The organism is Methylopila jiangsuensis (assembly GCF_027922305.1).
Taxonomy (GTDB): domain Bacteria; phylum Pseudomonadota; class Alphaproteobacteria; order Rhizobiales; family Methylopilaceae; genus Methylopila; species Methylopila jiangsuensis.
This window is the reverse complement of the sequence record NZ_BSFK01000010.1, coordinates 130,012-154,301: the sequence shown is the minus strand read 5'-3', so window position 1 is coordinate 154,301 and position 24,290 is coordinate 130,012. Positions and strand designations below refer to the sequence as shown.

The 24,290-nt window shown below is 69.6% G+C and carries 25 protein-coding genes; 16 read left to right on the top strand and 9 right to left on the bottom strand.

Translation table 11 applies throughout. The annotated features are described in order from the left end of the window. Nucleotides 1-119: 119 nt before the first annotated feature. Nucleotides 120-1,937 carry a methyltransferase domain-containing protein gene (locus PKE85_RS10420; protein ID WP_271204677.1) on the top strand — a complete coding sequence of 606 codons (1,818 nt, stop codon included), beginning with the start codon at nt 120-122 and terminating at the stop codon, nt 1,935-1,937. 163 nt (nt 1,938-2,100) lie between these two features. Here PKE85_RS10420 and PKE85_RS10415 read toward each other — a convergent pair whose 3' ends face one another. From PKE85_RS10415 to PKE85_RS10405, 3 genes are all read right to left on the bottom strand, one after another. Further along, the gene (locus PKE85_RS10415) at nt 2,101-2,910 is read right to left on the bottom strand and encodes a uracil-DNA glycosylase (RefSeq protein ID WP_271204676.1); all 810 of its coding nucleotides are present in this window, start codon (nt 2,908-2,910) and stop codon (nt 2,101-2,103) included. A gap of 42 nt (nt 2,911-2,952) precedes the next feature. Continuing rightward, on the bottom strand, nt 2,953-3,615 hold the full coding sequence (locus PKE85_RS10410; RefSeq protein ID WP_271204675.1) for an FMN-dependent NADH-azoreductase: 663 nt from the start codon (nt 3,613-3,615) through the stop codon (nt 2,953-2,955). A 115-nt stretch (nt 3,616-3,730) separates the two neighbouring features. Continuing rightward, the gene (locus PKE85_RS10405; RefSeq protein ID WP_271204674.1) at nt 3,731-4,045 is read right to left on the bottom strand and encodes a DMT family transporter; all 315 of its coding nucleotides are present in this window, start codon (nt 4,043-4,045) and stop codon (nt 3,731-3,733) included. A gap of 134 nt (nt 4,046-4,179) precedes the next feature. Here PKE85_RS10405 and PKE85_RS10400 point away from each other — a divergent pair, with 134 nt between their 5' ends. The 10 genes from PKE85_RS10400 (at nt 4,180) to PKE85_RS10355 (ending at nt 15,149) form a co-directional block, all read left to right on the top strand. Continuing rightward, complete coding sequence (locus tag PKE85_RS10400) at nt 4,180-5,091, top strand: LysR substrate-binding domain-containing protein (RefSeq protein ID WP_271204673.1); 912 nt, start codon at nt 4,180-4,182, stop codon at nt 5,089-5,091. A 37-nt stretch (nt 5,092-5,128) separates the two neighbouring features. Continuing rightward, on the top strand, nt 5,129-5,770 hold the full coding sequence (locus PKE85_RS10395; RefSeq protein ID WP_428981342.1) for a CDP-alcohol phosphatidyltransferase family protein: 642 nt from the start codon (nt 5,129-5,131) through the stop codon (nt 5,768-5,770). Then, nucleotides 5,767-6,396 (top strand): lysophospholipid acyltransferase family protein, encoded by a 630-nt coding sequence (locus PKE85_RS10390; protein ID WP_271204672.1) that lies wholly within the window; start codon nt 5,767-5,769, stop codon nt 6,394-6,396. Before PKE85_RS10395 ends, PKE85_RS10390 begins: the two co-directional genes overlap by 4 nt. Continuing rightward, nucleotides 6,393-7,319, top strand: a complete 927-nt coding sequence (locus PKE85_RS10385) for a phosphatidate cytidylyltransferase (RefSeq protein WP_271204671.1) — start codon at nt 6,393-6,395, stop codon at nt 7,317-7,319. The genes PKE85_RS10390 and PKE85_RS10385 overlap by 4 nt, the downstream gene beginning before the upstream one ends. 106 nt (nt 7,320-7,425) lie before the next feature. Next, entirely contained in the window at nt 7,426-8,505 is a 1,080-nt protein-coding gene (locus tag PKE85_RS10380; protein ID WP_271204670.1) for a methyl-accepting chemotaxis protein, read from the top strand. Nucleotides 8,506-8,653: 148 nt separating this feature from the next. After that, a complete protein-coding gene (locus PKE85_RS10375; RefSeq protein ID WP_271204669.1) occupies nt 8,654-10,327 on the top strand; it encodes an electron transfer flavoprotein-ubiquinone oxidoreductase in 1,674 nt (557 codons plus the stop codon). Between the two features lie 118 nt (nt 10,328-10,445). Beyond that, nucleotides 10,446-11,513, top strand: coding sequence for an AAA family ATPase (locus PKE85_RS10370; RefSeq protein ID WP_271204668.1), 1,068 nt, complete (start codon nt 10,446-10,448; stop codon nt 11,511-11,513). Next, the gene (locus PKE85_RS10365) at nt 11,506-12,114 is read left to right on the top strand and encodes a HEPN domain-containing protein (protein ID WP_271204667.1); all 609 of its coding nucleotides are present in this window, start codon (nt 11,506-11,508) and stop codon (nt 12,112-12,114) included. The genes PKE85_RS10370 and PKE85_RS10365 overlap by 8 nt, the downstream gene beginning before the upstream one ends. A 907-nt stretch (nt 12,115-13,021) precedes the next feature. After that, nucleotides 13,022-13,768, top strand: coding sequence for an extensin family protein (locus tag PKE85_RS10360; protein ID WP_271204666.1), 747 nt, complete (start codon nt 13,022-13,024; stop codon nt 13,766-13,768). A gap of 76 nt (nt 13,769-13,844) precedes the next feature. After that, nucleotides 13,845-15,149, top strand: a complete 1,305-nt coding sequence (locus tag PKE85_RS10355) for an SAM-dependent methyltransferase (protein ID WP_271204665.1) — start codon at nt 13,845-13,847, stop codon at nt 15,147-15,149. 33 nt (nt 15,150-15,182) lie between these two features. On the opposite strand, the gene PKE85_RS10350 is transcribed toward PKE85_RS10355, so the two are convergent. After that, nucleotides 15,183-15,728, bottom strand: coding sequence for a L,D-transpeptidase (locus PKE85_RS10350; RefSeq protein ID WP_271204986.1), 546 nt, complete (start codon nt 15,726-15,728; stop codon nt 15,183-15,185). A gap of 160 nt (nt 15,729-15,888) precedes the next feature. Between PKE85_RS10350 and PKE85_RS10345 the strand changes: the two genes are divergently transcribed. Further along, nucleotides 15,889-16,404, top strand: a complete 516-nt coding sequence (locus PKE85_RS10345) for a thermonuclease family protein (protein ID WP_271204664.1) — start codon at nt 15,889-15,891, stop codon at nt 16,402-16,404. 148 nt (nt 16,405-16,552) lie between these two features. On the opposite strand, the gene acs is transcribed toward PKE85_RS10345, so the two are convergent. Further along, complete coding sequence (gene acs / locus PKE85_RS10340; protein WP_271204663.1) at nt 16,553-18,508, bottom strand: acetate--CoA ligase; 1,956 nt, start codon at nt 18,506-18,508, stop codon at nt 16,553-16,555. A gap of 170 nt (nt 18,509-18,678) precedes the next feature. Between acs and PKE85_RS10335 the strand changes: the two genes are divergently transcribed. Together PKE85_RS10335 and PKE85_RS10330 are read left to right on the top strand one after the other, a co-directional pair. Next, nucleotides 18,679-18,906, top strand: a complete 228-nt coding sequence (locus PKE85_RS10335) for a hypothetical protein (RefSeq protein ID WP_271204662.1) — start codon at nt 18,679-18,681, stop codon at nt 18,904-18,906. Next, nucleotides 18,903-19,292: a type II toxin-antitoxin system death-on-curing family toxin gene (locus PKE85_RS10330; protein ID WP_271204661.1), complete on the top strand. Its 390-nt coding sequence runs from the start codon at nt 18,903-18,905 to the stop codon at nt 19,290-19,292. The genes PKE85_RS10335 and PKE85_RS10330 overlap by 4 nt, the downstream gene beginning before the upstream one ends. Here the strand turns inward: PKE85_RS10330 and PKE85_RS10325 are convergent. The 4 genes from PKE85_RS10325 to tsaD are packed head-to-tail and all read right to left on the bottom strand — an operon-like array spanning nt 19,273 to nt 22,420. Further along, the gene (locus PKE85_RS10325) at nt 19,273-19,980 is read right to left on the bottom strand and encodes a class I SAM-dependent methyltransferase (RefSeq protein WP_271204660.1); all 708 of its coding nucleotides are present in this window, start codon (nt 19,978-19,980) and stop codon (nt 19,273-19,275) included. The genes PKE85_RS10330 and PKE85_RS10325 overlap by 20 nt on opposite strands. Further along, complete coding sequence (locus PKE85_RS10320) at nt 19,941-20,363, bottom strand: EVE domain-containing protein (protein WP_271204659.1); 423 nt, start codon at nt 20,361-20,363, stop codon at nt 19,941-19,943. Before PKE85_RS10320 ends, PKE85_RS10325 begins: the two co-directional genes overlap by 40 nt. 27 nt (nt 20,364-20,390) lie before the next feature. Then, nucleotides 20,391-21,362: an NAD(P)H-dependent glycerol-3-phosphate dehydrogenase gene (locus tag PKE85_RS10315; RefSeq protein WP_271204985.1), complete on the bottom strand. Its 972-nt coding sequence runs from the start codon at nt 21,360-21,362 to the stop codon at nt 20,391-20,393. After that, nucleotides 21,362-22,420, bottom strand: coding sequence for a tRNA (adenosine(37)-N6)-threonylcarbamoyltransferase complex transferase subunit TsaD (gene tsaD / locus PKE85_RS10310; RefSeq protein ID WP_271204658.1), 1,059 nt, complete (start codon nt 22,418-22,420; stop codon nt 21,362-21,364). The genes PKE85_RS10315 and tsaD overlap by 1 nt, the downstream gene beginning before the upstream one ends. A gap of 143 nt (nt 22,421-22,563) precedes the next feature. On the opposite strand from tsaD, the gene hemC reads away from it, so the two are divergent. Together hemC and PKE85_RS10300 are read left to right on the top strand one after the other, a co-directional pair. Next, complete coding sequence (gene hemC, locus PKE85_RS10305) at nt 22,564-23,493, top strand: hydroxymethylbilane synthase (RefSeq protein ID WP_271204657.1); 930 nt, start codon at nt 22,564-22,566, stop codon at nt 23,491-23,493. 5 nt (nt 23,494-23,498) lie between these two features. Next, on the top strand, nt 23,499-24,248 hold the full coding sequence (locus PKE85_RS10300) for a uroporphyrinogen-III synthase (protein ID WP_271204656.1): 750 nt from the start codon (nt 23,499-23,501) through the stop codon (nt 24,246-24,248). The last annotated feature ends 42 nt before the right edge of the window (nt 24,249-24,290 follow it).

Below are 24,290 nucleotides of genomic sequence, written 5' to 3'. Positions count from 1 at the left end.
AACCTAGCGCGCTTCGCGCCCGCGCACACGGGTCCATGCGGCGGAAAGCCGGCTTCGTTGACAGCGGCGTGAGCGCGAGGTGATCCTCCGACCTGCACGACGGGAGGAACAACCGGAAGATGAGTCGCTCCACGCTTTCCGCCGTCGATCCGGCCTCCGCCGCCGCGCCCGACCAGCACGCCCATTTCCGGGCCAACGGCTTCAGCCTGCGCCGGGGGCTTCTGGACGCGGAGGAAGTCAGGGCGCTGTCCGCGCGGCTGCGCGAGGCCTATCTCGGCGAGCAGCTCAAGTTCCTGCGCAACGACGTCGCCAACAACGTGCCCGAGGTGACCCCGTACATCTGGGACCCGCGGGTGGTGGAGTTCGTGGAGGCCTCCATCGGCGGCCCGCCGAAGTTCCTGCAGGCCTCCGACTTCCAGATCAACCACAACGTGTTCGGCTGGCACCGGGATTCCCCGAGCCGCAAGTTCGGCGGGGTGGACTGGCAGGAGTTCGACGGGCCTTACGCCTGCGTCAAATGCATCCTCTACCTCGACACCACGGATTTCGGCCTCGGCGTCGTGCCCGGCAGCCACCTGCATCCGATCCCGGTCGAGGACGTGCACAACTACAAGGGCGAGACCGTGACGCTGGACGAGGGCGAGGCGCCCGACTTCGGCTACGGGCTCGACGACTGGCGCCCGGTGAACGTGGTGGTGCAGCCGGGCGACGCCCTGCTGTTCGACCAGCGGCTCTACCATCGGGGCTGGCCCACCGCCCGCCGCAGCGCCGAGGAGCGGCGCCTGCTCAGCCGCGCCGGCCAGTACAAGTATTCCGGCGGCAAGATCACGCTCGCGCTGTGCTACGGGCTCGAGAACTTCCACTCCCACCGCTACTACAGCGCCTTCCGCTTCCACCGCGTGGACCTGAAGTTCCAGGACCTCAAGCCGGACATCGTCCAGAAGCTCGACGAGCATGACCTCCTGCTGTCCAGCATGGGGCGCAACCTGTTCGAGGACGACGAGGCCGCGAGCCAGGACCTCTACTCCTCGCTCAAGATGGCGCTGGCGGTGGAGAAGCTGCCGGAGGCCGAGGACGTGGTGTTCGAGACGCCGCCGGCGACGCGTTCGGACAGCCGCATCAAGGGCGAGTCGCTGACCCGGCCGTTCATCAAGTTCCAGCGCCAGACCTGTCCGGCCTGCGGTTCGGCCGAGCCGCCGCTCGCCAGCAACTACCCGTCCGGCAATCAGGAGTTCTTCGCCAACCTCACCGTGCTCGGCTGCGCAGGCTGCGGCTTCGCCTTCGTGCCGAACCGGGTGCTCGGCCTGTCGCGCTTCCGCCGCCGCGCCGCGCCGGACGGCGCGCTGAACGACCCGGCGGCGATCGCGCGCTTCCGTCCCGACCATCCGTTCGCCGCCGCATGGCCGGAGGCGACGGCGGCGCTCGACGGCCGCACCGTGCTCGACATCGCCGGCGGCTACGGCGCGGCGCTGGCCGAGTTCGCCGGCGCCCGCCGCATCGCCGTGGAGTTCGATCCGGAGATCGCCGCCGTCGCCCGCGCGGGCGGCGTCGAGACGGTCTCCCGCCTGTCCCAGGTGGAGCCCGCCTCCGTCGACATCGTCATCGCCGACCGCTGGCTGGAGTCGCTGCCGCCGAAGGAGATCCTGGAGGAGCTGAAGGAGGCCCTCCCGAAGCTGAAGCCGGACGGCGCCCTGCTGCTGAAGGTCAGCAACGCCTCGCTGCTGCGCCTCAACACCAAGCGCGCCCGCCATGCGCCCAATCTCAGCTTCTTCTCCGCCCGCTCGCTGAAGGCCATGGTGAAGAAAGCCGGCTACAGAACCGTGGACGTGCGCGACGCGGGCGCGAATTTCAAACTGCACCGCACGCCGCTCTACGTCCCCTCCAAGGGGCGCGACGACGTGCGCGGCGAATGGCTGATGGCGCTGGCGCGGGTGTAAAGCGTCCTGCACGGCGCCGAGGCGCGCCATTCAAGCTCCCGTCATGCCCGGCGAAGCCGGGTATCCACGAATTTCTTTGGAGCGAACGCTTGCGCGTTCAAATCGTGGATGCCCGAGGCAAGCTCGGGCATGACGGGCGATGGCGTTCTCAAACCGCCCCCCCTCACCCGCCGTCGAGCGCGCGGCGGACGGCCTTGAAGTCGCGCCAGGCGAAAGCCTTCTGGCCCGGCTGGCGCAGCAGATAGGCCGGGTGCAGGGTCGCGAGCGCGCGGATGCGGCGGCGGCCGGTGTCGTAGTCGAGCCAGCGGCCGCGCAGCCTCAGGATGCCTTCCTTCGTCTGGAACAGGCTCTGGGCCGCGGGCCCGCCCAGCGTCACCAGCACGTCCGGATCGGCGAGCGCGATCTGGCGGCGGATGAAGGGCAGGCAGGTCTCCAGCTCCTGCGGCGTCGGCGTGCGGTTGCCGGGGGGGCGCCACGGGATGACGTTGGCGATGTAGGCGCTCGCGCGGTCGATCCCGATCGCCGCCAGCATGCGGTCCAGAAGCTGGCCGGAGCGGCCGACGAAGGGGAGGCCCGACAGGTCCTCGTCCCGGCCGGGCGCCTCGCCCACCAGCATCAGCCGCGCGCCCGGGGTTCCGTCGGAGAACACGGTGCGGCTCGCGGTGGCCTTCAGCGCGCAGCCGTCGAAGCGCTCCAGGATCGCGCGCAGTTCGTCGAGCGTCTCCGCGCCGGACGCCGCGGCGCGGGCGGCGGCCGCGGTCCGCTCGGGCCCGTCGAGCGCCTCCGCCGGCGGCCCCGGACGCCGAAGCGCCGGTTCGGGCGCGGGCGGCGGGGCCGCGGCGGCCCTGCGGGCGGCGACCTCGGCGAAGCGGTCCTGCCCTTCCTCCTCGATCGCGGCGTCCACGCCCATGGCCGCGTACCAGTCCAGCAGCGCGTGGGCGTCTTCGGGAGAGAGGGGCGGTCGGGTGTCCATCGCCGCCCAGTCTAGCGCCCCGCCGCCGCCCTGTCGCGGGGATCAGGCGGGGACGTGAGCCCCCGCAAGCTCCGCGACCAGGGCGTCCACCGCATGGCCCGCCGCGTCGCGGGAGCGGTCAAAGCGGTCGTCGTGGAACTCCTGATACTCGATCGCGACCGTGCGGATCGCCTCCGGCGCGACGCCGAGATAGGGCGCGACGGTGGCGAGGTGCGGATCGAGATGGTTGCGGGCGGCCCGCGCCCCGCCGGGAGCGAAGCCGAACTCGCCCCGCGCGCTCAGCACGACCATCCGCTTGCCCGTGAGGATCGGCGCGATCGGCTGGTCGCCCCGGGCGAGATCGAAGCTGAAGGTCCGCCCGACCCGGACCACCTGATCGACCCAGGCCTTCAGCGCCGCGGGCATGCCGTAATTGTACATGGGCGCGCCGAGCACGATCAGGTCCGCCTCCGCCAGTTCGGCGATGGCGGCGTCGGAGTAGCGCAGCGCCTCACGGGCGGCGGCGGCGCGCTCGGCCTCGGGCGTGAAGGCGGCGGCGATCCACGCCTCCGACAGCAGCGGCGGCGGCGCCTCCGCCAGATCGCGGCGGATCACCCTGTCCTGCGGCCGGGCCGCCCGCCAGCCGTCCACAAAGCGGCGCGACAGCGCCCGGGTGAGCGACCGCGACTGACGGCCCGAAGCGTCTATGTGGAGCACGGTCGACATTGTTTTCTTCCTTCTCAAAGCCCGTTTGGTGTTGGACGGGCGCGATGTTCGGGCTCCGTCATGCCCGATGACCAAGCTCGGGCATGACGCCAAGCGTGAAATCTCAAACAGGCTCTCAGGCCGAAAGCTTGAGGCCGGCGACGCCGCCGACGATGGCGAGCGCCGAGAGCACCTTCGCCGCCGTCAGCGCCTCGCCCAGCAGCGCGACCCCGAGCGCCACGGTCCCGAGCGTGCCGACCGCGGTCCAGACCGGATAGGCGACGCTGACCGGCAGCGTCTTCAGCGCCAGCGTGAGAAAGCCGATGCCGCCCGCGACGGCGATCACCGTGACGAGGGTCGGGCCGAGGCGGGAGAAGCCGTCGGCGTATTTCATGCTGAGCGCGAACACCACTTCGAACGCCGCCGCGATCGCGAGAAACACCCAAGCCATGGCGAACCTCCTGTTCTGGCTGAACCGAACTCAATCGTTCCTTCGGTCCTCAGAGCTAAGCCTTCCATTTCAAGGCGACAAACGACGATTTTTCAGGATATGGATGATCTGAATTCATCTGAATGGAGCGCGCCATGCGCCGCCTTCCGCCGCTCGCCGCGCTGCGCGCCTTCGAGGCCGCGGCGCGGCGGCTGAGCTTCAAGGACGCGGCGGAGGAGCTCGGCGTGACGCCCACCGCCGTCAGCCACCAGATCCGCCGGCTGGAGGAGGGTCTGGGCGTGGCTCTGTTCGTGCGCGGCCCGCGCCAGGTGGCGCTCACCCCGAAGGGCGAGGCCCTGCTGCCGCCGCTGCGTCGCGCCTTCGACGCCATGGCGGAGGCGGCGGAGGAGGCGCGCCGGCGCCCTTCGCGCCGGGTGGCGACGCTGTCGGCCACGGTCGCGTTCACGGCCAAGCTGCTGGTGCCGAAGGCGGCGCGGTTCCGGGAAATCAACCCGGACTGGGACCTGAGGCTGCATGCGGCCGACGGCGTGGTCGACCTTGCGGCGGGCGAGGCCGACGCCGCGATCCGCTACGGGATCGGCCCCCGCCCCGGCCTCGTAGGATCGCCGCTGATGACCGATCTGTTCGCGCCCCTCGCCAGCCCGCGGCTCGGCCTGTCCTCCCCGGCCGATCTGGCCCATGCGCCGCTGATCCATTTCGACTGGCGCGTCGGGGCCAAGAGCACGACGCCGACCTGGCGCGCCTGGGGCGAGGCCGCGGGCGTGTCCGGCGGCGACTGGCAGGCGGGCGTCACCTTCAACGACGAGGCGAGCGCGATTCAGGCCGCGGTGGCGGGCCAGGGCGCCGCGCTGCTCAGCCGCGTGCTGGTGGCGAGCGAACTCGCCTCGGGCCTGCTCGTTCAGCCGTTCGGACCGGAGCTCGCCGGCTTCGCCTATGAGTTCGTCTGCCCCGAAGGCGCCGGGGACCGGCCCGCGGTCGCGGCGCTGCGGCGCTGGATCGAGGCGGAGGTGGCGCCGGGTCGACAGCCGCCGTCCGATTTGGTGTAACTCGCGCGGCGCCTCACCGGAGGCGGCGAGGAGAACGATGCAGCCGGACGAGGCAATGACACGGGCGGAGCCCGCCCGCCGGCCGATCGCGAGCCGGTCGTCCGGCTGGGCGATCGGCCTTTCCAGACGGCTCGCCGCGTCGTCGGTCACGCCCAACCAGATCTCGGTGGCCTCCGTGGCGGTTTCGGCGCTCGGCGCCGCGCTGATGCTGCTGTGGGCGCATCCGGCGGCGTGGATTCTCGCCGCCCTGTGCGTCCAGTTGCGGCTGGTCTGCAACCTGCTCGACGGCATGGTGGCGATCGAGGGCGGCCGGAAGAGCGCCGTCGGCGCGCTCTACAACGAGTTCCCGGACCGCGTCGCCGACACGCTGTTCCTCGTGGCCGCCGGCTACGCCGCGGGTCAGCCCGCGCTCGGCTGGGCGGCGGCGCTGGCGGCGGCGCTCACGGCTTACGTGCGGGTGTTCGGCGGCTCGGTCGGGCTGCCGCAGGACTTTTCCGGCGTCATGGCCAAGCAGCGCCGCATGGCCGCGCTGACGGCGGCGCTCGTCGCACAGTCGGTGGAATGGGCCTTCGCCGACACGCGCTGGTCGCTCGGGATCGCGCTCGGGCTGATCCTCGCCGGGTCGCTCGTCACCTGCGTCACCCGCACGCTCCGCATCGCCAAAGGGCTCGCGTCATGATCGCCGGCGCCGTCCGCCAGATCCTCGTCATCCTGGTGCGCGTGCTGGTGGGCGCGCGGGGCGAATGGGTCGGCTCGGCGCCCGAGCCGCGCACCCGGATCTATTTCGCCAATCACACCAGCCATTTCGACACGCTGGCGGTGCTGTCCGCCCTGCCCCGCGGCCTGCGCCGGCGCACCCGGCCGGTGGCGGCGCGGGACTACTGGGGCGGCTCGGCGCTGAAGCGCTTCGTCGCCGAGGACGCGCTTCGCGCCGTGCTGATCGACCGCGACGGAAGCGGCGGCGGCGACCCGCTGGAGCCCGTCGAGGCCGCGCTCGCCCGCGGCGACAGCGTGCTGATCTTCCCCGAGGGCACCCGCGGCGCCGGCGAGACGGTGGCGCCGTTCCGCAGCGGCCTGCACCGGCTGGCGGAACGCTTCCCGGACGCGGAGCTGATCCCGGTCCATCTGGAGAACCTCGCCCGCGTCATGCCCAAAGGCTCGTTCCTGATCGTGCCCGTCACCTGCACCGCCCGCTTCGGCGCGCCGCTGCGCCAGACGCCGGGCGAAACCAGGGCGGAATTCCTGGAGCGGGCGCGGTCCGCCGTCGCCGAGCTCGACCCCCGCCGCGAGGGGACCGCGACATGAGCGCCTTCGGCTGGGTCATCGCGGGCGCGCTCGCCATCCTCACGGTGGCCACCATCGTGGGCGCGGAGCTGGAGCGCCGGGCGAAAACGCCCGAAGGCCGCGCCACCATCGCCAATCTCAACGCCCGCACCCGCTCGTGGTGGGTGATGGCGCTGATCTTCGGCGGCGCGCTGGCGCTGGGGCCGACCACGACCATCCTGCTGTTCGCCGGCCTGTCCTTCATGGCGCTGCGGGAGTTCTGGACGCTGGCCCCGTCCCGGCCCGGCGACCACCGGGCGCTGTTCCTGTCGTTCTTCGTGGCGCTGCCGATCCACTACGGGCTGCTGCTGGACGGCTGGTACGGCCTGTTCGCGGTGTTCATCCCGGTCTACGCCTTCCTGATCCTGCCCGCGATCTCCACGCTCGCCGGCGACGTGAAGGACTTCCTGTCCCGCACCGCGCGGGTGCAGTGGGGCCTGATGCTCACCGTCTACATGCTGAGCCACGCGCCCGCGCTGCTCATGCTCGACACCGGCTCGGACACCGCCATGCTGGTGCTCTATCTGGTGGTGGTGGCGCAGATCTCGGACGTGGCGCAATACGTGTTCGGCAAGCTGTTCGGCCGCACCCGGTTCTCGCCCAACGTCAGCCCGTCCAAGACCGTGGAGGGGCTCGTGGGCGGCTGGGCCTTCGCCGTTCTGGTGGGCGTGGCGCTGGCGCCGCTGACTCCGTTCTCGCTTCTTCAGGCCGCGGGCATGAGCCTCGCCATCGTGGTGGCCGGCTTCTTCGGCGGCTTCGTGCTGTCGGCGGTGAAGCGGGACCTCGGCGCCAAGGACTGGGGCTACGTCATCCAGGGCCACGGCGGCGTGCTGGACCGGGTGGACAGCATCATCTTCGCCGCCCCGATCTTCTTCCACCTCACCCGCTACTGGTTCACGCCCTGACGGCGCGCAACGCAGCCCATTTTTTGAGCGCGCCGTTTTAATCATCCACTAATCATCGTCCGACCAGTGTGCGCCTGCGGGATGTCATGGAATCGGGGCGGATAAAATGGCGGAAGACGCAGGCGACCGTTCGCTGGCGCGCATCGTTGGCGGAGCGGCGGACACGCTGAAGGATGCGGCCTGGGCCAACATCGCGGCCATCCGCGGCATCACCGGGCGCATGCGGCTGCTGGCGCTGAACGCGCTGATCGAGGCCGCGCACGCCGGCGACAAGGGCGCCGGCTTCTCCGTGGTGGCGCAGGAGGTGAAGGAGGTCGCGGCCGAGATCGAGCGGCTGGCCGCGGGCCTCGGCGACGACGTGGGCGCGCGGGCGGACGACCTGCGCCAGGCGGTGGCCGCGCTGTCGGCGGAGGCCCAGGCCGAGCGCTACACCGACCTCGCACTCAACGCGGTCGAGATCATCGACCGCAACCTCTACGAGCGCACCTGCGACGTGCGCTGGTGGGCGACCGATGCGGCCATGGTGGACTGCGCGCAGGCGCCCTCGGAGGACCGGGCGGCCCACGCCTCCCGGCGGCTCGGCGTCATCCTGTCGTCCTACACGGTCTACATCGACCTGTGGCTCTGCGACCTCGACGGACGGGTGATCGCCAACGGCCGCCCGGACCGCTTCCCCGGCGTGATCGGGCTGGACGTGTCGTCCGAGCGCTGGTTCGCCGCCGGCCGCAACCTGGCCTCGGGGGACGACTTCGTGGCCGCCGACATCGAGCGCGCCGCGGCGCTCGGCGGCGCGCAGGTGGCGACCTATGTGGCGCAGGTGCGCGAGGACGGCGACGCCCACGGCCGCCCGCTCGGCCTGCTGGCGATCCATTTCGACTGGGAGCCCCAGGCCCGCGCCGTGGTGCAGGGCGTGCGGCTGGCGCCGGCGGAGGCCGCCCGCAGCCGGGTGCTGCTGCTGGACGCCCGCGGCCGCGTCATCGCCTCGTCCGACGGGCGCGGCGCGCTGCAGGAGACCTTCCCGCTCGAGACCGGATCCGGCCCCTCGGGCGCCTACCACGCCGCCAACGGCCGGCTGATCGCCTATCACCTCACCCCCGGCTACGAGACCTATCGGGGGCTCGGCTGGTACGGCGTGATCGAGCACCATCCGGAGCGGGGCGCCGCGGCGCAGCGATCGGCCGCCTGACACCCGGCTGATCCGGCTTATTCGCAGGTCGGATAAACGAATTGCTCGTCTTCGACGATCCTCCCGATAGCGTCGGGCGCGCTAAAATGCGAACCGTTCCAACGTGCTTCGCAGCGCAACAGGTTTTGTCGAGGGAGTTTCGCCGGCCATGACCGACACCACCGCTTCGGAGGCGCTTCCCGAGCGCGAGGGCATGGACTACGACGTGGTGGTCGTGGGCGGCGGCCCTGCGGGCCTCAGCGTCGCGATCCGCCTGAAGCAGCTCGATCCCGAGCTCTCCGTGGTGCTGCTGGAGAAGGGCTCGGAGGTGGGCGCCCACATCCTGTCGGGCGCGGTGATCGATCCGATCGGCCTCGACGCCCTGCTGCCGGACTGGCGCGCGGACGAGAGCGCCTTCGCCCGCACCGAGGTGACGGACGACCATTTCCTCTACCTCACCGAAAGCCGCGGCTTCACGCTGCCGGCCTTCGGCATGCCGAAGATCCTGTCCAACCATGGCAACTTCATCGCCTCCCTCGGCGACGTGGCGCGCTGGATGGGCGCGCAGGCCGAGGCGCTGGGCGTGGAGATCTATCCCGGCTTCGCCGCCAACGAGATCCTCTATGACGAAAACGGCGCCGTCACCGGCGTCGCCACCGGCGACATGGGCGTGGGCAAGGACGGCGAGCCCGGCCCCAACTACACCCGCGGCATGGAGCTGCGCGGCAAATACGTGATCTTCGCGGAAGGCGCCCGCGGCCAGCTCTCCAAAGAGCTCATCCAGCGCTTCAACCTGTCCGAAGGACGCGACCCGCAGAAGTTCGGCATCGGCCTGAAGGAGCTGTGGCAGGTGGCGCCGGAGAAGCACCGGCCCGGCCTGGTGCAGCACTCCTTCGGCTGGCCGCTGGACGACAAGACCGGCGGCGGCTCGTTCCTCTACCACTTCGGCGACAACCTGGTGGCCGTCGGCTTCGTGGTGCATCTCAACTACCAGAACCCGTGGCTGTCGCCGTTCGACGAGTTCCAGCGCTTCAAGACCCACGCCGCGATCCGCGACGCCTTCGCGGGCGGAAAGCGCCTCAGCTACGGCGCCCGCGCCATCACCGAGGGCGGCTGGCAGTCGGCGCCGAAGCTCGCCTTCCCCGGCGGCGCGCTGGTGGGCTGCGCCGCGGGCTTCGTCAACGTGCCGCGCATCAAGGGCAGCCACAACGCGGTGCTGTCCGGCAAGCTCTGCGCCGAGCATGTGGTCGAGGCCCTGAAGGCCGGCCGCGCGCAGGACGAGCTGACCGCCTACGAGAACGCCTGGCGCGACAGCGCCATCGGCCGCGACCTGAAGCCGGTGCGCAACGTGAAGCCGCTGTGGTCGAAGTTCGGCACCCGCATCGGCGTCATGCTGGGCGGCCTCGCCATGTGGGCGGAGCAGTTCGGCATAAGCCTGTTCGGCACGCTGTCCCACGGCAAGCCGGACTACGCCGCCACCAAGCCGGGCAAGGACTTCGAAAAGATCGCCTATCCGAAGCCCGACGGCGTGCTCACCTTCGACAAGCTGTCCTCGGTGTTCCTGTCGAACACCAACCACGAGGAGGACCAGCCGCCGCACCTGAAGGTGAAGGACATGGGCCTGCAGAAGACGTCCGAGCACGACGTCTACGCCGGCCTGTCGCAGCGCTACTGCCCGGCCGGCGTCTACGAATGGGTCGAGGACGGCGCCTCAGGCCCCCGCTACCAGATCAACGCCCAGAACTGCGTCCACTGCAAAACCTGCGACATCAAGGACCCCAACCAGAACATCACCTGGGTCGCGCCGGAAGGCGGCGGCGGTCCGAATTATTCGGGGATGTGAGGGAGACAAGATACCGCCAATTCGGGCATCAAATCTACCGAACACCATTGACATAGAATAGGAACGAGATTCACTATCACGACATATATAATCGAATTTGAAGCGAGATGCCCCCGATATGGCTAGACCTCATCAGATAGCTTTTTTTAATCACAAAGGCGGGGTTTCCAAAACGACATCTGCATTCAACATCGGATGGAAGCTTGCTGAGTTAGGCAAGAAAGTACTTCTCATCGATTGCGATCCTCAATGTAATTTGACCGGATTGGTATTAGATTATAAGCACGAAGACGAGTATAATTTCGAAGGGCGAAGAGACCAGCCGCCACGCAACATTAGGGACGGACTTTCGCCAGCCTTTGATGCTAGACCCGTTCCCCTGACACCTGTACAGGTACAAGTCGTGCCTGCGCGTCCGGGTCTGTTTGTTATGCCGGGACATGTCGGCTTGTCCGAGAATGAAAACACGTTGTCGATAGCTCACGAACTGTCTGCATCCCTAACGGCATTCCAGAATATACCTGGATCGCTTCGTAAATTATTTGACATCACAGCTGACGCTAATGATATTGACTATACAATAGTTGATATGAGCCCGAGCCTAGGCGCTCTAAATCAAAATATACTTTGCACCAGCGATAGTTTTATTGTTCCTATGGCCCCTGATTTCTTTTCAGCGATGGCGATACGGTCGCTGGCTCGCGTTCTGCCTAAGTGGCGCGCTTGGTCGCAAAAGGCAGGGCAGTCAGAAATTCTGCAAGAAGCCGATTACCCTTGGCCTACCGTGAGCCCCAAATATTTGGGCTCAATCGTTCAGAACTATCGCAGAAGGTCGCGCGGTGGCCAAGAAGCCCGCCCTACGCAAGCATATCAAAAATGGTTTGACGCTTTAAATGAAGCTAAACTGACTTACCTCAATCCAGCGCTTAAGAGTATAGATTATCTACTTGATGAAGACATTTACGAAAGAACAAACGCGTCTCTTAGTGGGTTTTTGCTAGAAATCCCAGACTTTAACAGCCTTATTGCGGTAAGCCAAATCGTGTCAAAGCCAGTTTTTGCGCTGACCCAAGCCGATATTGGAAGCAGTGGAATTGTCTTTGAGGCTCAAGACAAAAATATACAAGATTTTAATGGAGTTTACGAATCTGGAGCTAATAAAATAATTGCACTGACCAATGGATAGATATCGAAAAGTTAGAGAGACATTTGAGTCAAGTCTTTATAGGGCGAGAAATTTAACTGAAGTTCAGGATTATTTGTCGAAAAACTACTCTGTTGCACTGGATACTTCAGACATGCTGAGGGCATCTGTTGTCCTAAGCGTTAGTTCGTTTGACCATCTAATCCATGAAATATTTCGCGTCGAGGTTTTGCATAGACTGAATTTTAAAAAAGAAATCAATAATTTCGATATACCATTTAATATTCAAATAGCGGATGCCGAACACTGGCCACACCTTGTGGAAAATTTTGTTAGGAATAAGAATTCCTATAAATCGTTCGTAGACCCTGGGAAATTTTCTGAGGCACTCAGCTGTTTTATATCAGACCCTTGGTCACATATAGCCGATGACACCGGGCTTAAGGCGAAAGACCTCAAGGCGAGACTACGAACGATATATATGTGGAGGAACCGAATTGCACATGAAGCAGATATAAATCCTGTCCTCGGTGGCGTCAGCCTGTGGCCGATAATCAAAGAAGACGTAACAAAAGCGATTGGTGATTTAGAAAAAATAGGCAAATCTGCAATAAAAATTATGCATAACGATAGCACAACATAACAGACGGTAAGTGCCGTGATTTTGACCGCTGCCGCAAGCACAGCAGCAAGACGCGTCATCAACGGCTCGCAGCTGCGAGCCAAACTCTGCCGTCACGCCTCAGCCTTCGCGCTGGCATGCACGACTGGGCGTCGAGCAATACGAGGGAAGTAACTTTTGAAAGCCTGCTAATGCGCGGCATTACTCCATCTTCAATCGCGAGCTGCGAAAATTTCCAGACGGGCCCTGCCGTCTACAGTCCAAATTACGACCCAACTCTTTATAGGATAAAATTCCTTGACATCCGCCTGAGCCTCCCGCACCCTGTCCTCGCCCTTCCCCCGGATGGGAGGCGTGTCCGGACCGGCCGGCCATGTGGGGAGGGGGCGGCGCTCAGGCGGAGGATGACCGGATGTCCTCCCCCTGGGACGTTGGTCTGCGGGGCCGTCCGCGCGCAGGCGTTTCCCTCGATCGGGGCGCCGGGGCGCGGATGCGTTAAGAGGCCCGCCCGCGAACGACCGAAGCGGGCGTTCCTGGAGGGGAGCGGACACGCAGGGTCGCGGGGCGCGCACAGGGCCCGGCTCCAAAGGCCGGCGTTCCGAGGCGCTCCGCGGGACGACCGGGGTTTCGGCGCACGGCTTTCGCCGCGCACCGGGAACGCCCGGCCCGTCAGGCCCTGAGCGGTCCGGCGCCGTCCGCAGCCGACGCGAAACCGCCGCGCGCGGAACGCCGGAAGACCGGCATTCTGACTGCCAGATATGGGTCGACCGGCGTTCCGCGCCCGTCCCGCAATCTCGATCCCCCTCGCGTGGGCGCGACGCGCCCCGCGGGAACGCGCCCCCGTGCCGGGAACGTGAGGCAGGCCGCCGCTTGGCGCGGGGGCCTTCGCGCTCCAGGTGAGGCAGGCCCGCCCTCCGCCTCGAGCCCCATGGCCGCCGCACCGCCCGACCCCGCTCCGCCGCCCAAACCGGCCCCCTCCCCGCGCCGGCGGCCGGTCGCGGGCCGGCTGCTGCTCACCGCGCTGCTGGGGCTCGGCGCGGTGGCGGGCGCGACCCTCACGTGGGTGGCGGCGGCGCCGGAGGAGCGGCTCGCGTTCGATCTGAACGCCCCGCCGGACGCTTTCACGGGCCTGCGGCTCCGGCTGCTGGCGCTGTCGCCGGGCGCCTGCCGGGCGACGCTTCAGCGCTCCGGCCTCGGGGCCGCCCCCGCCCCGCCGCGGCCGTTCACGGACGGCTGCGGCTATGACGACGGGGTGGTCCTGAGCGGGCTCGCGCTGGCGCCCGCTCCCGTGATGCGCTGCCCGCTCGCGGCTGCCTACGCGCTGTTCGAGCGCCACGTGCTGCAACCGGCGGCGGAGCGCCGGTTCGGCGCGCGGGCGGTGGCGGTGGGGCATTTCGGGACCTACGCCTGCCGCAACGTCTATCACCGGGCGTCCGGCCGGCGCTCCCAGCACGCCACCGCCAACGCGCTCGACCTCGCCTCGGCGCGGCTCTCCACCGGGCGCGTGGTGACGGTGGCCGGCGGCTGGGACGAGCCCGGCCCGGCGGGCCTGTTCCTGCGCGACCTGCGCGCCGGCGCCTGCGGTCTGTTCGGGACGGTGCTGTCGCCGGACTACAACGCCGCCCACGCCGATCACTTTCATCTCGACCGCGGCATGGCCCGCATCTGCCGGTGAAACGGCCCGCGGCTTGACCGGGGCGCCCATCCGGGCGACACGACGGCGGGCCGAAACAGGGGGACACTGCCGCGCCATGACCGCCGCCGAACGCCGTCTCGCCCTGGCCCGCGAACTCGCCGACGCCGTCGCGCCGCTGCTCGGGCCGCATCTGGCGCTGAAGCTGTGGGACGGCGGGACCTCGCCGCGCCAGGTCGGGCCGGACAAGCTGATCGTGCGCTTCGGCGACGAGGGCACGCTGGCGGCGCTCGCCAAATCGCCCAAGCTCGACACGCTGGTGCGGCTGCACGCGCTCGGCCGCATCGACCTCGAGAACGGCGACCTGTTCGATCTGGCGGAGCGGCGGCCGTCGCTGCGCGGGCGCGATCTGCTGCGGGCGGCGGGGCCCTTGCGCCTCGCCCGCACCGCGGCGGCGTTCCTGAAGGTGCCGGCGGGCGAGACCCGGCTGCCCTGGGAGGGCCAGCCCGGCGCCGCGCCCGGCCGCTCCGGCGATCCGGACGACAACCAGAAGAACATCGCCCACCACTACGACGTCTCCAACGCCTTCTACCGGCTGTTCCTGGACGAGCAGCTGATCTACTCCTGCGCCTATTTCCACGACTGGGACGAGGATCTGGACGCGGCCCAGCGCAACAAGATCGACCTCGTGTGCCGCAAGCTCAGGCTCCAGCCCGGCGAGCGCTTCCTGGACGTGGGCTGCGGCTGGGGCGCGCTGATCTGCCATGCGGCGGAGGCCTACGGCGTCACCGCCCACGGCGTGACGCTGTCGCGGGAGCAGCTCGCGGGGGCGCAGGCGCTGATCCTTGAGCGCGGGCTGCAGGGCCGGGTCACGGTGGCGCTCGCGGACTGGAGCACGGTGGGCGGCGAGTTCGACAAGATCGCATCCGTCGGCATGTTCGAGCATGTGGGGCTGAAGAACGCCGACGCCTATTACAAGGGCGTGCGCCGGCTGCTGAAGCCCGGCGGACTCTACCTTCACCACGCCATCACCCGCCGGGCCAAGCGCGGCGACGACCGCAAGCTGCGCCCCGAGGCCAAGGCCATCCTGCGCCACATCTTCCCCGGCGCGGAGCTGGACCACATCGGCTCCACCCTGTCCGGTCTGGAGCGGGCCGGCTTCGAGCCGCAGGACGTGGAGGCGCTGCGCCGGCATTACGCCCGCACCACGGCATTGTGGTGCCGCAGGCTGCAGGCCAACCGAGAGGCCGCGATCGCCGAAGCGGGCGAGGTGCGCACGCGGATGTGGATCGCCTATCTCGCCGGCGTGTCGCTGGCCTTCGCCCGCGGCTCCATCGGCGTGTGCCAGACGCTGGCCTCGTCGCGGACGAAGAGCGGCGCGGTCGACCTGCCCTCGACCCGCGCCGACATCTACCGCGCCTGAGCGGTCTGGTCTGGTGGTCCGCGGACGCCGGCGTCAGGGAATGACGACGACCTTCGCGCCCACCCGCACCCGGTCGTACAGGTCGATGATGTCCTCGTTGCGCATGCGGATGCAGCCGTAGGACGCGTAGGTGCCGATGGATTTCGGCCGGTTGGTGCCGTGGATGGCGTACTGGTCCCGGTCGAGCAGCAGCGCCCGCGGGCCCATGGGGTTCTTCGGCGAGCCGCCGGGGATCACGTCCGGCAGGTTGGGCTTGTCGCGCCGCACCTCCTCCGGCGGCGACCAGGCGGGCTGGACGTATTTGCCCTTGATCCACGCGGCGCCGAACCACTGCTTGCCGGGCTTGCCCACGGCCACCCGGTAGCGCAGCGCGCGGCCGTCGCCCCCGACCAGATAAAGCGCGCGCTCGGCGTTGCGGATGACGATGGTGCCGGCGCGGTAGTCCTCGCTGGCGAAGGGCACGATCTCCCGCGCTTCGGCCGCCGCGGCGCAGGCGATGAGCGCGCCGCAGACCACGACCGCCCGCACGCGCCCCGCGACCGCCGAAACGCCCCGCGCCACGACCACCGACCCGTCCATGTTCCGCCACGCCTTGTTGAACGCCACGGCCACGACGCCGTCCGCTTCTCTATGGACCGGCAACGGTTAGCGCCCGGTTGCCGCGTATGGGCGGACAGGCGCGAAATGGCCTTCTAATGATTATATTCCTTTAATGTGCGGATTGTGATATGCGTATGGGATGATGATCCGCACCGCCCACCGCTTTACTCTTTACCGCCGCCTCCGCGACGCCGCCGCCGGCCTCGCGCTCGGGGTGGCGGGAACGCTCGCCGTGACCGGGGCGGCCTCGTCGCGGCTCGACGTCGCGCCCTCGTCCACCCCCGCCGCCATCGCCCCGGCGCCGGGCGTGTCCGCGCGGGCGCTGGGCGTCATCGACGGCGACACGTTCGAGGCGCGGATCGCCGCCTTTCCGGGGCAGGAGATCGTGGCGCGCGTGCGCGTGGACGGGGTGGACGCGCCGGAGCGTCGCGGCCGCTGCGTGAGCGAGACCCGCGCGGCGGAAGCCGCGACCGACGCGCTGGAGCGGCTGCTGCGCGACCGGCGCCTGACGCTGACCGGACTGCGCGGCGACAAGTATTTCGGCCGGGTAATCGCGCGCGTGTCCGCGGACGGGATCGGCGACGTCGGCGCCCGGCTGATCGCGGACGGCCACGGCCGCGCCTATGACGGCGGCCGGCGCCAGGGCTGGTGCTGACGGGCGGCCGCCAAAAAGAAGCCCCGGAGCGCCGTTCGGGGCTATTTCTACATGTGTGGCCCGCCGTCAGCTCCCGTCATGCCCGATGACCACGCTCGGGCATGACGGCGCGTCCGGCTTTACGACAGGCGCCGACCGCGACGCCCCGTCAGGCCGCCGCGTCCTTGCGGCGGTTCTGGCGGTGGTCGATCAGGTCCTCCACCACCGCAGGGTCGGCGAGCGTCGAGGTGTCGCCCAGCGCGCCGAACTCGTCCTCGGCGATCTTGCGCAGGATGCGGCGCATGATCTTGCCCGAGCGGGTCTTGGGCAGGCCCGGCGCGAACTGGATCAGGTCCGGCGCCGCGATCGGGCCGATGTCCTTGCGCACCCAGGCCACCAGCTCCTTGCGCAGGGCGTCGTCGCCCTCCACGCCGGCGTTGAGGGTGACATAGGCGTAGATGCCCTGCCCCTTCACGTCGTGCGGATAGCCCACCACCGCGGCCTCGGCCACCTTCTCATGGGCCACCAGAGAGCTCTCCACCTCGGCGGTGCCCATGCGGTGCCCGGAGACGTTGATGACGTCGTCCACCCGGCCGGTGATCCAGTAATAGCCGTCCGCGTCCCGGCGGCAGCCGTCGCCGGTGAAGTACTTGTTCGGATAGGTCGAGAAGTAGGTCTCCTCGAACCGCTTGTGGTCGCCGTAGACGGTGCGCATCTGGCCCGGCCACGAGTCCGCGATCACCAGATTGCCCTCGGCGGCGCCCTCCAGCACCTTGCCCTCGGCGTCCACCAGCTCGGGCTTCACGCCGAAGAACGGCTTGGTGGCGGAGCCCGGCTTCAGGTCGGTCGCGCCCGGCAGCGGGGTGATCAGGATGCCGCCGGTCTCGGTCTGCCACCAGGTGTCGACGATCGGGCAGCGGCTGTCGCCCACCACCCGGAAGTACCATTCCCAGGCTTCCGGGTTGATGGGCTCGCCCACGGAGCCCAGCAGGCGGAGCGAGGCGCGCGAGGTCTTCTTCACCGGCTCCTCGCCGCCCGCCATCAGGGCGCGGATCGCGGTCGGGGCGGTGTAGAAGATGGTGACGTTGTGCTTGTCGACCACCTCCCAGAACCGGGATGTGGACGGATAGTTCGGCACGCCTTCGAACATCAGCGTGGTGGCGCCGTTCGCAAGCGGCCCATAGACGATGTAGGAGTGGCCCGTCACCCAGCCCACGTCCGCGGTGCACCAGTAAACGTCGCCGTCGTGGTAGTCGAAGATGAGCTGGTGGGTGAAGGAGGCGTAGACCAGATAGCCGCCGGTGGTGTGCAGCACGCCCTTGGGCTTGCCCGTGGAGCCGGAGGTGTAGAGGATGAACAGCGGGTCCTCGGCGTTCATCTCCTCGGGCGGGCAGTCGGGCGAGGCTTCCGCCACCGCGTCCTCGTAACGGACGTCGCGGCCCTCGGTCCAGGCCACGTCCGCGCCGGTGCGGGCGACCACGAACACGGTGTCCACTCCGCCGACCTTGGCGATGGCGGCGTCGGTGTTGGCCTTCAGCGGCACCTTGCGCCCGCCGCGCAGGCCCTCGTCCGCGGTGATCACCACCTTCGACTCGCAGCCCTCGATGCGGCCCGCGAGGCTGTCCGGCGAGAAGCCGCCGAACACGATGGAGTGGACCGCGCCGATGCGGGCGCAGGCGAGCATGGCGTAAGCCGCCTCCGGGATCATCGGCAGGTAGATGGTGACCCGGTCGCCCTTCCGGACGCCGCGCGCCTTCAGCGCGTTGGCGAGGCGGCAGACCTGATCATGCAGCTCGTTGTAGGTGATCGCCTTGGAATCCTTGGGATCATCGCCTTCCCACAGGATCGCGGTCTGATCGCCGCGGGTCGCCAGATGCCGGTCCACGCAATTGGCCGACACGTTCAGCGAACCGTCCTCGTACCATCTGATCGAGACGTTTCCCGGCGCGTAGGAGACGTTCTTCACCGTGGTGAAGGGCTTGATCCAGTCCACGCGCTTGGCGATCTCGCCCCAGTAGCCCTCGGGGTCCTGAATCGACCGCGCGTAGTCGGCGTCATACGTGGCGGCGTCCACGAAGGCGCGCTCCGCCCATTCGGGCGTCACGGGGTGCAGTTTCTCGGACATGACGCGTCGCTCCCGGCATCTTGGCCCGGCGTTGTTCCGTGTCGGGCTTCTCTCAACATCGGAGCATAGAGCGCGCAGGCGAGCGCCCTCAAGCGTCTCGCGTCGTACTTTAGCGCGATCCGGCGCACGCCCATGTTACGATGGCGGCCGGCCGGAAGGAGCGAGACCCCATGACCCGCATCGTGCGCTTTGAAGAGATCGACGGCGATCTGGTGCTCCGCATCCCCGCGGACATCGCCGCGCGGCTGAAGTTCGCCGCGGGGGACGAGGCGGCGCTGAGCACGAACGACGCGCGGCTGAACGTCGATCGCCTGACCGACGAACAGAAAACACAGCTCGCTATCGTCAAACGCATCATGGATGAGGACGACGCCGTGCTGCGCGCTCTGGCGCGATGAGCCTGCTCTCCGAACCGTTCTGGCTCGACGATGAAATCCTCTTGCAGGCGCATGACTGGTCGATCGCCATCCACGGCGGATTGAGCGGTCTGCGCGACGTCGCCGCGCTTGAGTCCGCATTGGCGAGGCCTCGCAACAAGTGGGCCTATGGCGAGACCGACCTGTTCGCGCTCGCCGCGTCCTACGGGTTTGGGCTGGCGCGCAACCATCCCTTCGCGGATGGCAACAAGCGTGCGGCCTATATGGCGACGCGACTGTTTCTGGAACGGAACGGAAGCAAGCTGGCGGCGTCGGAGGAGGACAAGATCAAGACCTTCCTGGCCCTCGCCGCGGGAACCCTGTCCGAAGACGACCTGGCGGCGTGGCTCAGGGCGCGGGGGCGATGAGGCGGAAGACGGTGACGCGCTTCACCTCGGCGTCCTCCAGCTCCCGCGTCACCGGCACGGCGTAGTCGGCGAGCGGTTCGAGCCGGTGGCGGGGCAGATAGCTGCGGCCGGGATCGCCCACCAGCACGGGCGCGCCGAGGGCGAGAAAACCGTCGAGCCAGGCGAGCAGGCGCTCCGCCAGATCGCGCTCGTAGAACAGGTCGCCCACCGTCACCAGATCGACCGCGGGATGCGGGCCGCCGATCAGGTCGTCGCCGCAGGCCTCGACCGCGACCCCGTTCGCCGCGGCGTTGACCGTGATGGCGGCGAGCGCGAACGGGTCGATGTCGCAGGCCCGCGCATGGGCCGCGCCCGCCCTCATCGCCGCGATGGCGACGAGGCCGGAGCCGGCGCCCATGTCGAGCGCGCGCCGCCCGGCCACGAGATCGGGATGGTCCAGAAGATAGCGCGCGAGCCCCTGTCCTCCGGCCCAGGCGAAGGCCCAGAACGGCGGCGGCAGGCCGATCGCCTCGAGCTCCTCTTCGGTTTTCGTCCAGAGCGGCACGGCCTCGTCCGCCACATGGAGCGTGATCTCGGGCGCGTGCGGCACGGGCCGCGCCCGCGTGTTGGCGCGCACGAAGGCGACCGGATCGAGTTCCGGACGAGGGCTCAGGACGCGAACCCGCCCATGCGCCGCACCTCGGCCCACTCGTCCTCGGTCACCGGCTGCACCGAAAGCCGCATGGAGGTGACGAGCGCCATTGTGGCGAGCTTCGGGTTGGCCTTGACGGCGGCGAGCGTCACCGGCTGCGGCATGTCCTCCACCGCGCGGATGTCGACGCACTCCCAGCGGGCGTCGTCGCTGGCGGTGGAGTCGTGATGCGCGGTCTTCGCCACCTCCACGAGGCCGACGATCTCCTTGCCCTCGTTGGAATGGTAGAAGAAGCCGAGATCGCCGACCTTCATGGCGCGCATGTTGTTGCGCGCCAGATAGTTGCGCACGCCGGTCCATTCGGTCCCGTCGCGGCCGGCGGCCTTCTGCTCGTCCCAGGACCAGGCGTCGGGCTCGGATTTGAACAGCCAGTAGGCCATTGGAACTCTCGTCTCCGGTTCAGGGCGTCACGCCTCGGCCCTGAGCGGCCGGGCGAGCAGGTCCTCGATCGCCGAGGCCACGCTGGCGCGGCCCGCGATCACGTCGGCCACCGCGCGGGAGATCGGCATCTCCACGCCGTTCGCCTCCGCGAGCGCCACAAGCGCCTCGGCCGTGGCGGCGCCTTCGGCGAGCTTGTCGGGGGCGGGCTCGCCCTTGCCGAGCGCGAGGCCGAGCGCGAAGTTGCGGGACTTCTCCGAGGTCGCGGTCAGCACCAGATCGCCGAGGCCCGACAGGCCCGACAGCGTCTCGGGCTTCGCGCCGAGCGCCACGCCGAGCCGCGTCAGCTCCGCGAAGCCGCGGGCGATCAGCGCCGCGACGGCGCTCGCGCCAAGGCCGCGTCCCTCCACCGCGCCGGCGGCGATGGCGAGCACGTTCTTGGCCGCGCCGCCCAGCGCCACGCCCGTCAGATCCGTGCTGTGATAAGGACGGAAGCTGCGGGTGGCGAGCCGCGCCGCAAGCCGCGCCGCGAGCCGTTCGTCGCCGGCGGCCAGCGTCACCGCGGTCGGCAGGCCGCGCGCCACGTCGTCGGCGAAGCTCGGCCCGGACAGCAGCGCCGCCGGGTGCTCGGGCAGCGTCTCGCCCAGCACAGCCGGCGGCAGCAGCAGCGAGCCGCGCTCCACGCCCTTGGCGCAGGCGACGACCGCCGCGCCGGGCTTGAGGTGGGGCGCGAGTTCGGCGGAGACCGCGCGCAGCGTCTGGGTCGGCGTCACAAGCAGCACGATGTCGGCGCCGGACAGCGCGTCCCAGCCGGCGCAGGGCGCGACCTGAGGCCGGAGCGTCACCCCCGGCAGCCGCGCGGCGTTCTCCCGCGTCGCGGCCATTTCGGCCATGCGGGCCGTGTCGCGCCCGATCAGCGGCGCCTCGGCGCCGGTCGCGTCCGCCGCCACATTGGCGAGCGCCGTGCCCCAGGCGCCCGCGCCCACCACCGCGACGCGCATCACGCTTTGGCTCCGGGCGCCGCCGCCATGGCGTCGAGCGGCCAGCGCGGCCGGGGCGCGAAGTCGAGCCCGTCCGCGAGCCCGAGCCGCAGCCGCTCCGCGCCGGCCCAGGCGATCATGGCGCCGTTGTCGCCGCACAGGGACAGCGGCGGCGCGACGACCGGGAGGCCGTACGCCGCGCCGAGCTCCACCAGCGCCCGGCGGATCGGCCCGTTGGCGGCGACACCGCCCGCAACCACCAGAGCGGAGGGCCGGCCGAACCGCGCCTCGAACAGCCTGAGCCCCGCCTGCGCCCGGTTCGCCACCACGTCCACCACTGCGGCCTGGAACGACGCGCAAAGATCGTCCACGTCCCGCTCGGTCAAGGGCGCGACGCGCTCGGCCTCCAGGCGCACGGAGGTCTTGAGGCCGGAGAGCGAGAAGTTCGGTTCGGCGCGGCCGAACATGGGCCGGGGGAAGGCGAAGCGGGCGGCGTCGCCGTTCTGCGCCCGGCGCTCCACCTGCGGACCGCCGGGATAGCCCAGCCCCAGCATCTTCGCGACCTTGTCGAAGGCCTCGCCCAGCGCGTCGTCCAGCGTGGTCCCGAGCCGCACATAGTCCCCCACGCCGCGCACCGCGAGCAGCTGGGTGTGCCCGCCGGAGGCGAGCAGGAGCAGATAGGGGAAGGCCACGCCGTCGGTCAGCCGCGCCGTCAGGGCGTGCGCCTCGAGATGGTTCACGGCCGCGAACGGCTTGTCCCCCGCAAGCGCCAGCGCCTTGGCGGCGGTGACGCCGACGATGACGCCGCCGATCAGACCCGGCCCCCCGGCGGCGGCCACTCCGTCAAGATCGGCGATCGCGACGCCCGCATCGGCGAGCGCCTTCGCCACAACGCCGTCGAGCGCCTCCACATGGGCGCGGGCGGCGATCTCGGGCACCACGCCGCCGTAGGCCGCGTGCTCCTCCACCTGAGCGCGCACCACGTTGGACAGGATTTCCCCCGGCCCCTCCGGCGCCGTCAGGCGCACGACCGCGGCGGCGGTTTCGTCGCAGGTGGTCTCTATGCCGAGGACGAGCATGGGCGGCGGAGAACTCGCGGATGGCCGGGCGCGATTGGACGGCGCGCGGAATTTCGGGCTTTAACGGACGAACGCTTTAACGCTTTCCGGCCCGCGGCAAAACCGCGGCGTCTCAATCTCACCGCAAGGCGGACGTTTCTCCCATGAGCTTTCCCCTCCGCATCGGCACCCGCGGCAGCGCGCTCGCGCTCTGGCAGGCGAATCGGGTGCGTGACGACCTGATCGCCGCCCATGGCTTCGCTCCGGAAGCGGTGGAGATCGTGGCCATCGCCACCACCGGCGACGTCATCCAGGACCGGCCGTTGAGCGAGGCCGGGGGCAAGGGCCTGTTCGTGAAGGAGATCGACGAGGCGCTGCTGGACGGCCGGGTGGACCTCGCGGTGCATTCCGCCAAGGACCTGCCGACGGAACTGGCGCCCGGCACCGTGCTCGCCGCCACGCTGGAGCGCGCCGACGTGCGCGACGCCGTGATCGGCGGCGCCGCCGAAACCCTCGACGCGCTGCCTCAAGGCGCGGTCGTCGGCACCGCCTCGCTCCGCCGCGGCGCGCTGGTGCTGCGCCGCCGGCCGGACGTGACCGTGGTCTCGTTCCGCGGCAACGTGCAGACGCGGCTCGCCAAGCTCGCCCGCGGGGAGGTCCACGCCACGCTGCTGGCGCTCGCCGGCATCACCCGGCTCGGGCTGGAAGGCCACGCCACCGAGCTGCTGGACGTGGAGAGCTTCCCGCCCGCGCTCGGACAGGGCGCGATCGCGGTGACGGCGCGGGCGGACGACGACGCCACGCTGACGGCGCTCGCCGCCCTCGACCATGCGCCGACCGCCGCGGCGCTCGCCTGCGAGCGGGCGTTCCTCGCCGTGCTGGACGGCTCCTGCCGCACGCCGATCGCCGGCCTCGCCCGGCTGGATGGGACGGGGCGGCTCGGCTTCCGCGGGCTGGTGCTGTCGAAGGACGGCCGACGCAGCGTGGAAGGCGCGGGCGAGGCCTCGCCCGCGGACGCGGCGAGGCTCGGCGCGGACATCGGCCACGAGGTCAAGGGCCGCACGCCCCCCGACCTTCTGGCCGCGTTCGGGTGACGGCCATGGCGGTTCTGGTGCTCCGTCCCGAGCGTGCGGCGCGCCGCACGGTGGAGAGCCTCGGCGCGATCGGGCTCGACGCCATCGTATCGCCCGTGCTCGCCATCGAGCCGCTGGACGGCCCGATTCCCCAGGGCGCCTACGACGCCGTGCTCGCCACCAGCGCCAACGGCCTGCGCAAGCTGAAGGAGCGGCCGGAGATTTACGAGCTCATCCGCGGCCCGCTGATGGCGGTGGGCGACCGCACGGCGGACGCGGGCCGCGAGGCGGGCTTCACCGCGATCGAGGTGGCGGAGGGCGACGGCCGGTCGCTTGCGGCGGCGGTCGTCGCCCGGTTCAGGACTCCAAGCCGCTTCCTGCACGCGGCGGGCGCAGACCGCGCCTTCGACCTCAAGGCGGCGCTCGAGCCTCACGGCCATGCTGTCGAGGTCGTGGAGCTCTACCGCGCCGCGCCGGCCTCCCGCCTTTCACCCGAGGCCGAAGACGCCTTGCGCGGCGGCGAGGCGACCGCCGTGCTGCACCATTCCCGCCGCATCGCCGAAACCTTCCTGTCGCTCGCAGAATCGGCAGGGCTGTCCGACGCCGTGCGCGCCGCCCCCCACGCCGCCCTGGCGCTGCGGGTGGCGGAGCCGCTGTTCGCCGCGAACTGCAGGACCATCGCCGTGGCGGAGCGGCCGGACGAACCGGCGCTGTTCGATGCGCTCACGCGTTTGATCGGGACCGGCTCGCAATCCGGCGGTGAGCGTTCTAAGTAGGACAGCGGCGGGAGACCTTCCGTCCTCGTCTGCGAGCATCCC

Excerpts from the sequence above, each read along its gene's own strand:
- PKE85_RS10420 (WP_271204677.1), top strand. The coding sequence starts at position 120 with ATGAGTCGCTCCACGCTTTCCGCCGTCGATCCGGCCTCCGCCGCCGCG.
- PKE85_RS10415 (WP_271204676.1), bottom strand. The coding sequence starts at position 2,910 with ATGGACACCCGACCGCCCCTCTCTCCCGAAGACGCCCACGCGCTGCTG.
- PKE85_RS10410 (WP_271204675.1), bottom strand. The coding sequence starts at position 3,615 with ATGTCGACCGTGCTCCACATAGACGCTTCGGGCCGTCAGTCGCGGTCG.
- PKE85_RS10405 (WP_271204674.1), bottom strand. The coding sequence starts at position 4,045 with ATGGCTTGGGTGTTTCTCGCGATCGCGGCGGCGTTCGAAGTGGTGTTC.
- PKE85_RS10400 (WP_271204673.1), top strand. The coding sequence starts at position 4,180 with ATGCGCCGCCTTCCGCCGCTCGCCGCGCTGCGCGCCTTCGAGGCCGCG.
- PKE85_RS10395 (WP_428981342.1), top strand. The coding sequence starts at position 5,129 with ATGCAGCCGGACGAGGCAATGACACGGGCGGAGCCCGCCCGCCGGCCG.
- PKE85_RS10390 (WP_271204672.1), top strand. The coding sequence starts at position 5,767 with ATGATCGCCGGCGCCGTCCGCCAGATCCTCGTCATCCTGGTGCGCGTG.
- PKE85_RS10385 (WP_271204671.1), top strand. The coding sequence starts at position 6,393 with ATGAGCGCCTTCGGCTGGGTCATCGCGGGCGCGCTCGCCATCCTCACG.
- PKE85_RS10380 (WP_271204670.1), top strand. The coding sequence starts at position 7,426 with ATGGCGGAAGACGCAGGCGACCGTTCGCTGGCGCGCATCGTTGGCGGA.
- PKE85_RS10375 (WP_271204669.1), top strand. The coding sequence starts at position 8,654 with ATGACCGACACCACCGCTTCGGAGGCGCTTCCCGAGCGCGAGGGCATG.
- PKE85_RS10370 (WP_271204668.1), top strand. The coding sequence starts at position 10,446 with ATGGCTAGACCTCATCAGATAGCTTTTTTTAATCACAAAGGCGGGGTT.
- PKE85_RS10365 (WP_271204667.1), top strand. The coding sequence starts at position 11,506 with ATGGATAGATATCGAAAAGTTAGAGAGACATTTGAGTCAAGTCTTTAT.
- PKE85_RS10360 (WP_271204666.1), top strand. The coding sequence starts at position 13,022 with ATGGCCGCCGCACCGCCCGACCCCGCTCCGCCGCCCAAACCGGCCCCC.
- PKE85_RS10355 (WP_271204665.1), top strand. The coding sequence starts at position 13,845 with ATGACCGCCGCCGAACGCCGTCTCGCCCTGGCCCGCGAACTCGCCGAC.
- PKE85_RS10350 (WP_271204986.1), bottom strand. The coding sequence starts at position 15,728 with ATGGACGGGTCGGTGGTCGTGGCGCGGGGCGTTTCGGCGGTCGCGGGG.
- PKE85_RS10345 (WP_271204664.1), top strand. The coding sequence starts at position 15,889 with ATGATGATCCGCACCGCCCACCGCTTTACTCTTTACCGCCGCCTCCGC.
- acs (WP_271204663.1), bottom strand. The coding sequence starts at position 18,508 with ATGTCCGAGAAACTGCACCCCGTGACGCCCGAATGGGCGGAGCGCGCC.
- PKE85_RS10335 (WP_271204662.1), top strand. The coding sequence starts at position 18,679 with ATGACCCGCATCGTGCGCTTTGAAGAGATCGACGGCGATCTGGTGCTC.
- PKE85_RS10330 (WP_271204661.1), top strand. The coding sequence starts at position 18,903 with ATGAGCCTGCTCTCCGAACCGTTCTGGCTCGACGATGAAATCCTCTTG.
- PKE85_RS10320 (WP_271204659.1), bottom strand. The coding sequence starts at position 20,363 with ATGGCCTACTGGCTGTTCAAATCCGAGCCCGACGCCTGGTCCTGGGAC.
- PKE85_RS10315 (WP_271204985.1), bottom strand. The coding sequence starts at position 21,362 with ATGCGCGTCGCGGTGGTGGGCGCGGGCGCCTGGGGCACGGCGCTCGCC.
- tsaD (WP_271204658.1), bottom strand. The coding sequence starts at position 22,420 with ATGCTCGTCCTCGGCATAGAGACCACCTGCGACGAAACCGCCGCCGCG.
- hemC (WP_271204657.1), top strand. The coding sequence starts at position 22,564 with ATGAGCTTTCCCCTCCGCATCGGCACCCGCGGCAGCGCGCTCGCGCTC.
- PKE85_RS10300 (WP_271204656.1), top strand. The coding sequence starts at position 23,499 with ATGGCGGTTCTGGTGCTCCGTCCCGAGCGTGCGGCGCGCCGCACGGTG.